At 70.5% G+C, this 7,543-nt stretch carries 8 protein-coding genes and 1 pseudogene; 3 read left to right on the top strand and 6 right to left on the bottom strand.

Annotated elements, in window-relative coordinates; genetic code table 11:
• Nucleotides 1-152: 152 nt before the first annotated feature.
• From ACTHMF_RS18490 to ACTHMF_RS18480, 3 genes are read right to left on the bottom strand one after another with little or no spacing between them, the layout of a single operon-like run.
• Nucleotides 153-1,670: a dicarboxylate/amino acid:cation symporter gene (locus ACTHMF_RS18490; protein WP_440319629.1), complete on the bottom strand. Its 1,518-nt coding sequence runs from the start codon at nucleotides 1,668-1,670 to the stop codon at nucleotides 153-155.
• Between the two features lie 42 nt (nucleotides 1,671-1,712).
• A complete protein-coding gene (locus tag ACTHMF_RS18485; RefSeq protein WP_440319627.1) occupies nucleotides 1,713-2,987 on the bottom strand; it encodes an RNA polymerase sigma factor in 1,275 nt (424 codons plus the stop codon).
• A 28-nt stretch (nucleotides 2,988-3,015) separates the two neighbouring features.
• Complete coding sequence (locus ACTHMF_RS18480) at nucleotides 3,016-3,453, bottom strand: YciI family protein (protein ID WP_314149189.1); 438 nt, start codon at nucleotides 3,451-3,453, stop codon at nucleotides 3,016-3,018.
• A gap of 144 nt (nucleotides 3,454-3,597) precedes the next feature.
• Here ACTHMF_RS18480 and ACTHMF_RS18475 point away from each other — a divergent pair, with 144 nt between their 5' ends.
• Nucleotides 3,598-3,933, top strand: a complete 336-nt coding sequence (locus tag ACTHMF_RS18475) for a hypothetical protein (protein ID WP_440319626.1) — start codon at nucleotides 3,598-3,600, stop codon at nucleotides 3,931-3,933.
• 326 nt (nucleotides 3,934-4,259) lie between these two features.
• Here ACTHMF_RS18475 and ACTHMF_RS18470 read toward each other — a convergent pair whose 3' ends face one another.
• Together ACTHMF_RS18470 and ACTHMF_RS18465 are read right to left on the bottom strand one after the other, a co-directional pair.
• A complete protein-coding gene (locus ACTHMF_RS18470; RefSeq protein WP_440319624.1) occupies nucleotides 4,260-5,525 on the bottom strand; it encodes an MFS transporter in 1,266 nt (421 codons plus the stop codon).
• Nucleotides 5,522-6,025: a MarR family winged helix-turn-helix transcriptional regulator gene (locus ACTHMF_RS18465; protein WP_440319631.1), complete on the bottom strand. Its 504-nt coding sequence runs from the start codon at nucleotides 6,023-6,025 to the stop codon at nucleotides 5,522-5,524. The genes ACTHMF_RS18470 and ACTHMF_RS18465 overlap by 4 nt, the downstream gene beginning before the upstream one ends.
• Nucleotides 6,026-6,150: 125 nt before the next feature.
• On the opposite strand from ACTHMF_RS18465, the gene ACTHMF_RS18460 reads away from it, so the two are divergent.
• Both ACTHMF_RS18460 and ACTHMF_RS18455 read left to right on the top strand, forming a co-directional pair.
• Nucleotides 6,151-6,489, top strand: coding sequence for a hypothetical protein (locus tag ACTHMF_RS18460; protein ID WP_440319622.1), 339 nt, complete (start codon nucleotides 6,151-6,153; stop codon nucleotides 6,487-6,489).
• A 252-nt stretch (nucleotides 6,490-6,741) separates the two neighbouring features.
• On the top strand, nucleotides 6,742-7,248 hold the full coding sequence (locus tag ACTHMF_RS18455) for a tyrosine-type recombinase/integrase (protein ID WP_440319620.1): 507 nt from the start codon (nucleotides 6,742-6,744) through the stop codon (nucleotides 7,246-7,248).
• A 33-nt stretch (nucleotides 7,249-7,281) separates the two neighbouring features.
• On the opposite strand, the pseudogene ACTHMF_RS18450 reads toward ACTHMF_RS18455, so the two are convergent.
• Nucleotides 7,282-7,543: pseudogene (locus ACTHMF_RS18450) on the bottom strand (type I glutamate--ammonia ligase); the annotation flags it as partial.

Genomic DNA, 7,543 nt, shown 5'->3' with positions numbered 1-7,543 from the left:
CCCGCCCGGCTGGGCGAGCGGGCTGGCGGTGGCCTACCGGGCGGTCACCCGGCGCGCCCGCGCCGTGTTCGCGCGCGTTTTCTCCGGCGGGCCGCCGCGCCCGGCGCCGACCGCGTGAGCGTGGCGCCGGGCGCTGCGGGTCGGGCGGCGCGCTAGCCGCGCGCGCCCACGGTCTCGCGCTGCGCGTCGCCCGCGGCGTCGTCCGCCGGGGTCGCGGGCGCTGCGGTCTGCTGCGCCTCGTCGTGCGCCGCCGCGTCCTGCGCCGCCTCGTCGTCGTCCCGGAACGCGTCCCCGGTGCGCGGTGCGTTGTACAGGTCCAGGTCGAGGATTCCCTCGCGCTTGGCGACGATCGTCGGCACCAGCGCCTGGCCGGCCACGTTGACCGCGGTGCGGCCCATGTCGAGGATCGCGTCGACGGCGAGCAGCAGCCCGACGCCGTCGAGCGGCAGGCCCAGCGTGGAGAGCGTCAGCGTGAGCATCACGATCGCGCCGGTGGTCCCGGCCGTGGCCGCCGAGCCGACCACCGAGACGACGATGATCAGCAGGTACTGCCAGATGTCGAGGTGGATGCCGTAGAACTGGGCGACGAAGATCGCGGCGATCGCCGGGTAGATGGCGGCGCAGCCGTCCATCTTCGTGGTCGCGCCGAGCGGCGCGGCGAACGAGGCGTACGACGGCGGCACGCCCAGGTTCCGCTCGACGACGCGCTGCGTGAGCGGCAGCGTCCCGATCGAGGAACGGCTCACGAAGCCGAGCTGCACCGCGGGCCACACACCGGAGAAGTACTGGCGGATGGAGAGGCCGTTGGAGCGGATCAGGATCGGGTAGACCACGAACAGCACGAGCGCGAGGCCGATGTAGATCGCGGCCACGAACCAGGCGAGCGAGCCGATGGTCGTCCAGCCGTAGGTGGCGACGGCGTTCGCGATCAGGGCGAAGGTTCCGAGCGGTGCCAGCCGGATGATCCACCACAGCACGCGCTGCACGATCTTCAGCGCCGAGTCGGTGAAGGTGAGGAACGGCTCGGCCTTCCTGCCGACCTTGAGCGCGGCGATGCCGATGGCGGCGGCGACGACGATCACCTGCAGGACGTTGAAGCCGACGACGGAGGTCGCTGTCGCAGCGCCGTCGACGATCGTCACCTTCGTGCTCACCTGCGCACCGGCGAAGTTCCCCGGCACCAGGCCGATCAGGAAGTTCCACCAGGTGGCGGTGACGCCGGGGTCGGCGGCGGCGAGCTCGCCGTGGCTGGCGCGGCTGCCCGGCTGGATGAGCAGGCCGAGCACGATGCCGATGCTGACCGCGATCAGCGCGGTGACCGCGAACCAGAACAGGGTCCGGCCGGCGAGCCGCGCGGCATTGGAGACGCGGCGGAGGTTGCCGATGCTGGAGACGATGGCGAGGAAGACCAGTGGCACGACGGCGGCCTTCAGGAGCGACACGTAGGCGCCGCCGATTGTGTCGAGCGTGGCGGTCAGGCCGTTCGGCTCCGCGTCCGGGCCGCCGGGGCCGAGCTGGCGCGCGATCACGCCGACGACGACGCCGAGGACGAGTGCCGCGGTGACCTGGACCCCGAACGACCGCCACCACGGCTTCTTCCGGCGCGCTCCGGCGGGCGCTCGGTCGGTGCGGGGTGTCGGGGCTGGTGAGGATGTCGAGGGAGAACTCATCCCTCGACCGTAGAACGACGTGTCTGCCTGCTGCGCGCCGTGCTACGAAACATGACGGCCGCCGCCGTCGGCCGCCTCCGGGTCGCCGTCGCGCAGCCGGCCCGCCTTCGCCAGCAGCACGTCGCGCTCGCGGTCGTTGCCGGCCAGTCCGGCCGCCGTGGTCAGCTCGGCGACCGCCTCGTCCGTGCGGCCCAGCCGCGCCAGCAGCTCGCCGCGGACGCTCGGCAGCAGGTGCGACCCGCGCAGCGCCCCCTGTGCGACCAGCTCGTCGACGATCCGCAGCGCGCTGGCCGGGCCCACCGCCATCGACACCGCCGCCGCCCGGTTCAGCTCCACGACCGGGTTCGGAGCGAGCCGGCCCAGCGCCTCGTACAGCAGCACGATCCTGCCCCAGTCGGTCGCCTCCGCGGTCGGCGCGATGGCGTGGCATTCGGCGATCGCCGCCTGCAGCGCGTAGGGCCCGCGGCCGCGGCCCAGCCCGTCGGCGCGCGCGAGCGCCGCCCGCCCGCGGCCGATCTGGGCGCGGTCCCAGCGTGTGCGGTCCTGGTCGGTGAGGAGGACGGGCGTGCCGTCCGGGCGCGTACGCGCGGCGAACCGTGCGGCCTGGAACTCCATCAGGGCGACGAGCCCGTGCACCTCCGGCTCGCGGGGGAGCAGGGCCGCGATCGTGCGGCCCAGCCGCAGCGCCTCGTTCGCGAGCTCGGGGCGCATCCACTCGCGGCCGGTCGTCGCCGCGTAGCCCTCGGTGAACACCAGGTACACCACGCCGAGCACCCCGGCGAGGCGCTCCTTCCACTCCGCGGGTTCCGGGCTCGCGAACGGCAGCCGGGCGGCCTCGATCGTCTTCTTGGCCCGCACGATCCGCTGCTGGACGGTCGCGACCGGCACGAAGTACATCCGTGCGATCTCCTCGGTGCTCAGTCCGGCGACCACCCGCAGCGTCAGCGCCACCTGCGCCTCGCGCGAGAGGACGGGGTGGCAGGCGGTGAAGACGAGCCGGAGCACGTCGTCGTCGATCGGCTCCCACGCGTCGTCGGCCGACTCCTCCAGTGTGGCCGCGATCGCCCGGTAGCGGTCGTCGAGCCTCTCACGGCGCCGCCAGGCGTCAATCGCGCGGCGCTTGGCGACGGCGGTCAGCCAGCCGCCCGGGTTGTCCGGCACGCCGTCGCGCGGCCACTGCCGCAGCGCCTCGACCAGCGCCTCCTGCGCGAGATCCTCAGCGAGGCCGACGTCGCCGGTCAGCTTGGCGAGCGTCGCGACGACGCGTGCGCCGTCGATGCGCCAGACGGCGTCGACCCGCGCCGGGATCCCGTTCATCGTGCGGTGCCTCCGTGGCCCGCGCGGCTCAGGCCTTGTCCGCCTTCTCGGCGGCCGCGCGCCACTCGACCTCCTTCTGGAGGTACTCGTTGTCCGCGTAGGCCGCGAAGTCGCTCTCGTCGGTCACGCGGCGCACCTCCAGCTTGGATCCCGGCCCGAGCGGGCAGCGCGCCGCCCACTCCGCGGCCTCCTCCTTGGAGCTGACCTCGATGATCCAGAAGCCGTTGAACAGCTCGTGCGTCTCCCCGTACGGCCCGTCGGTGACGGCGGGCGGGGTGCTCGAGAAGTCGACGACGAACCCGGTCGTCGCGACGTCGTCGGCGAGTCCCTCGCCGGCCAGCAGCACGCCGGCCGAGATGAGCTGCTCGTTGTACTGGCCCATCCTGGTGATGACCTCGTTGAAGTCCATCTCCTCGTAAGCGGCCTTGGCGGCGTCGGTGCCTCGCATGATCAGCATGTATTTCATGGGTTCTCTCCCTGAGTCCGCGGGTGCCGTTCGCACCCTCCTACTATCGTGTCGAACGGTGCGGGCGCGGGTCGACACGGTCTCGGGAATTTCTTTGCGGTCAATGCCTGGACGGTCGCGCGAGCGCGTGGTTCTGTGCATCGCATGCGAAGGATCGTCTACGCCGGGGGCACGCTCTACACAGGGGATGCGATCGCCGAGGCACTGCTGGACTACGCGCGGGCGCTGGCCCGCAACGGAACCGCGGACACCGTCTTCGTGCCCGCGCACTCGGGGGAGGGGGAGGGGGACCCCGGCTCCATCGAGCTGCTGATCGGCCCGGCGAGCCAGCTCGTCAGCGAGCCGGTCGACCTCGCCGGCCGCGAGCTGACGGACGAGGCCCTGGTCGAGCGGCTGCGCTCCCTCACCGCCGCGCTGGAGCCGCGCCGCCCTGAAGCGCTCCCCGCCGACGACCTCGACTTCTCCGACGACCTCGACTGACGGGCCCGCCGGCGACTGCTGCGCCCCGTAACGAGCGCGCCGCGGCGCCGCGCCGCATTCGTTCCGCGCGGGCGCACACGCGCACAACGGTTGACTGTCAGCGAGACCGTCGACGCGTCAGCGAGATTCGCGATACGGCATCGCCGAACGGGTTGTCGGAGATCATGTATGTCCAGATGGCAGACGGTGCGCGGACCGTCACGGGGATTTTCAGGTTCAGGATGTCGACCGCGGCGAGGGCCTCGGTGCACATCGTGGCCGGCCTGCCCCGCCGCTGGGCGTGTTGATAAACGTCGGCCGGTCCGACCAAGGGCGGTCAGTACGCCCTAAGCCGCTGAGTTGAGGTTCCTATCTCGGCTTTCGCTTCGTTCGTCCAGAGGCAGCCGATATTCGCGGAGCGCGCGGTTGGTTGCTCCGACGGCGATCACGGCCGCTGCCGCGGCGAGGCCGCCGATTGCCAGGGCAGCTTGGGCGCCGACGAGAGCGCCGAGTATGCCCCCTCGGAAGTTGCCGAGCTGAGGGCCTGCGACGCCGATCACGTGTTCGACGGCCGAAACCCGGCCGCGGAAGCCGTCTGGTGTCTCCAGCTGCACGAGCGCGCCGCGGGTTACGACGCTCACCGTGTCTGCCGCGCCCGCTAAGGCGAGGCAGGCGAGCGAAAGCCAGAGCGGCACCGCGAGCCCGAACCCGGCCAATGCGAGGCCCCAGATGGTGGCGGCGCCGAGCTGGACGAGCCCTGCTCGCTTGGCGCGTGTGACCGCACCGGAGAGCGTGCCGGCGAGGATGCCGCCGATCGCGATCGCGGAGAGAAGGAATCCAAGCGTGCGGGGGTCGCCGCCGAAGCGCTCCTGATTGACAAGCGGGAAGAGCGCGATCGGCATGGCGAGGAGTGTCGCGGCGAGGTCGGTGGCGAAGGATCCCCAGAGCGTGGGGCGGCGGAATAGGTAGGTCCAGCCGCCCCTTTCGGCGCGGCGTCGGGGTGCGGCGCTGACTGGTGGCAGCGGGGGCAGGGCGAAGGTGGAGGCAAGAGCGGCCGCGACCGCGATGGTCTCGGCGGCGTACGCGGCGGGAAGTGACCAGGCGACGATGAAGCCACCGACGGCCGGGCCGATGAGCAGCGCAGCCTGGAATGACAGGTTCTGCAACGCAAGGCCGGCGGCCACTTCGTTGGCAGGCAGCAGGCGGGGCGGGATGGTCCTCCGCGCCGGAGCACCTAGAGCGGTCGCGGCGGACTGCACCGCGATGAGCGCGAGCAGGAGAGCGACAGAATGCACACCGGCCGCCGCCTGCGCGCTGAGCGCGACGGCGGCGATGGCCTGTGCGAGCGTGCTCAGCCGCATGATCGAGCGCCGGTCGAATCGATCGGCGAGCGTGCCGCCGACCGGGCCAAGCGCGATCATCGCCATCCCACTCGCCAGTCCGAGCGTGCCGGTCCAGACCGGATTATGGGTGATCTCCCACACCTGAGCCAGTGCCGCGATGTTGGCAACCTGGCTGCCGATGCCAGCCAGCGATGTCCCGACCCAGAGCGCGCGGAACGGACCGCTGGAGCGCAGGGGCCGCAGGTCAGTGAGATGGTCGCGGATACTCATTCCGCTGTGCCGCGCTCGTCCAGGTGCGCGTCGAGGCGTGCGGACATCGGAAGACGGTCCACGGCGGCGGTCAGCGCGGCGACGATCTCGGAGAGCGGAGTTGCTGTCTCGTCGTCGAGCTCCGCGACGGCCGCCTCAGTGGCGCGCCATTCCGCTTCCAGCAGCGGAATCAGTTCGTGCCCACGCTCGGTGAGCACCACCAGCCGAGTGCGCGCGTCTTCGCCCGGCACAGTCTGCACCATTCCCGCTTCACGCATCGCGGAGACGGTCTGGCTGACCGCGGAGTGCGTTCGGTCGAGGGACGCGGCGAGCTGGCGGATCGTCAGTGGTCCGTCGTGGGCGAGGCGGATCATCGGGAGAGCGAAGCGGGAACGCATCCCTTTGACTCCGCGCCGCTCGTAGAACTGCTCGATGTCTGCGTCGAGGCGACGCAGGAGGGCGAATAGGGAATCCCAGCGTCCGGCCGCGCGGGTGGGATCATCGGAAGGATCAACAATCATCACAGCACTGTTATAACAGCGCTGTGACAATCTAGCAACTCGCCGCGGAGAGGGCTGAGTCCAGAGTAAATCAGGCCCCCGAACGCGGGCGGTCACATGAACCGACCGGACGGTACTATCCACGCATGGCTATCCAAGACCCAGCTGTACGACGGAACGTGCCCCTCCAGACCCTCTACATCGCAGCCGGTGTCCTCACGGTCGGCGGCCTCGTCGTGCTCTTCATCGGCGTCGCCGTCGCATCGACACCGAACTACTCGCTCTACTCCTCCGGGCCCTCGCTCGGTGGGATCATCACGATCATCGTCGGCGCGGCACTGTCCAACGCCGGGATCCTCTTCCTCGTCGGTGCAGCGGTCGCGCACGCGATCAACTGGCAGATGGTGAACCGGGAGGTCACTGCAGATCAGACCGCAATCCGGCCCGCTGCGCCATCGCGCCCGACGTCGGAAGCGACGGAGTAAGCGCACCAGAGAAAGAGCCCCGGCCCACCCGAAGGTGAGCCGGGGCTCCAAGTGTCTGTCGCCTCACGCTAGGTTCGTGAGGGGACGCCGAGCGGTGCGGCGTCGCCGGGTATCCGGTCTCAGTGGGCTGTCCGGACGTTCTTCATCGCGTTGCGACGGATCTCCTTACGAGCGGCCTTTTCCGCATCCTCCCAGAGTTTCTTGACAACTTCGGGGTTCGAGGTGTCTGGGCGCTTCCTCTGCGGTTGAGGAGTGACTCTGATCGACGCCCTGCGTGTGGTCGACGTCGACTTCATGCGCGGCGTGATCTCGCCCGCGATCCAGTACCCGGACGAGCCGCTCAAGACGGACATGTCCAAGATGCCAATCCCGATCCCGCAGGAGGTCGCCCTCGAGCTCAACCGCGTGCCCGCGCAGTGGGGGAGAGCGACGCTCGTCGTCGGCGCCTACGGCCGCCCCGTCGCGCCGTACATGATCGAGGAGGCGTTCCGCGCCGCGCGCGTAACCGTCGAGGGTCTGCCCGAGGGCTTCCGCATCCACGACCTGCGCCACTACTACGCGTCGCTGCTGATCGCTGCGGGGCTCGACATCAAGACCGTGCAGGCGCGGCTGCGGCACGCATCGGCGAAGACCACGCTGGACACGTACTGGCATCTGTGGCCGGACAAAGACGAGTCCGCACAAGCTGTAGTCGCGGCCGCTTTTGCGAACCGGACCGCAACTCGTGCGGACTCTTTGCGGACTGGCGGGTCCGCTTGAGCTTAGAACCCGCGGCATCTCGCGGGTTCTAAATCAGACCCCGTAGTACAGCTCGTACTCGAAGGGGTGCGGGCGCTGCGCGAGCGGCTTGATCTCCTTCTCGCGCTTGTACTCGATCCAGGTCTCGATCAGCTCGGGGGTGAACACGCCGCCCGCGGTGAGGAAGTCGTGGTCGGCCTCGAGCGCGTCGAGCGCCTCGCCGAGGGACGCCGGCACCTGGGGGATGTTCTTGGCCTCCTCGGGCGGCAGCTCGTAGAGGTCCTTGTCGACCGGCTCGTGCGGCTCGATGCGGTTC

Source organism: Leifsonia sp. (assembly GCF_051955155.1).
Taxonomy (GTDB): Bacteria; Actinomycetota; Actinomycetes; order Actinomycetales; family Microbacteriaceae; genus Leifsonia.
The sequence above is the reverse complement of the archived record's forward strand: the minus strand, read 5'-3'. Positions and strand labels throughout refer to the sequence as shown.

Excerpts from the sequence above, each read along its gene's own strand:
- ACTHMF_RS18460 (WP_440319622.1), top strand. The coding sequence starts at position 6,151 with ATGGCTATCCAAGACCCAGCTGTACGACGGAACGTGCCCCTCCAGACC.
- ACTHMF_RS18485 (WP_440319627.1), bottom strand. The coding sequence starts at position 2,987 with ATGAACGGGATCCCGGCGCGGGTCGACGCCGTCTGGCGCATCGACGGC.
- ACTHMF_RS18480 (WP_314149189.1), bottom strand. The coding sequence starts at position 3,453 with ATGAAATACATGCTGATCATGCGAGGCACCGACGCCGCCAAGGCCGCT.
- ACTHMF_RS18465 (WP_440319631.1), bottom strand. The coding sequence starts at position 6,025 with ATGATTGTTGATCCTTCCGATGATCCCACCCGCGCGGCCGGACGCTGG.
- ACTHMF_RS18470 (WP_440319624.1), bottom strand. The coding sequence starts at position 5,525 with ATGAGTATCCGCGACCATCTCACTGACCTGCGGCCCCTGCGCTCCAGC.
- ACTHMF_RS18490 (WP_440319629.1), bottom strand. The coding sequence starts at position 1,670 with ATGAGTTCTCCCTCGACATCCTCACCAGCCCCGACACCCCGCACCGAC.
- ACTHMF_RS18475 (WP_440319626.1), top strand. The coding sequence starts at position 3,598 with ATGCGAAGGATCGTCTACGCCGGGGGCACGCTCTACACAGGGGATGCG.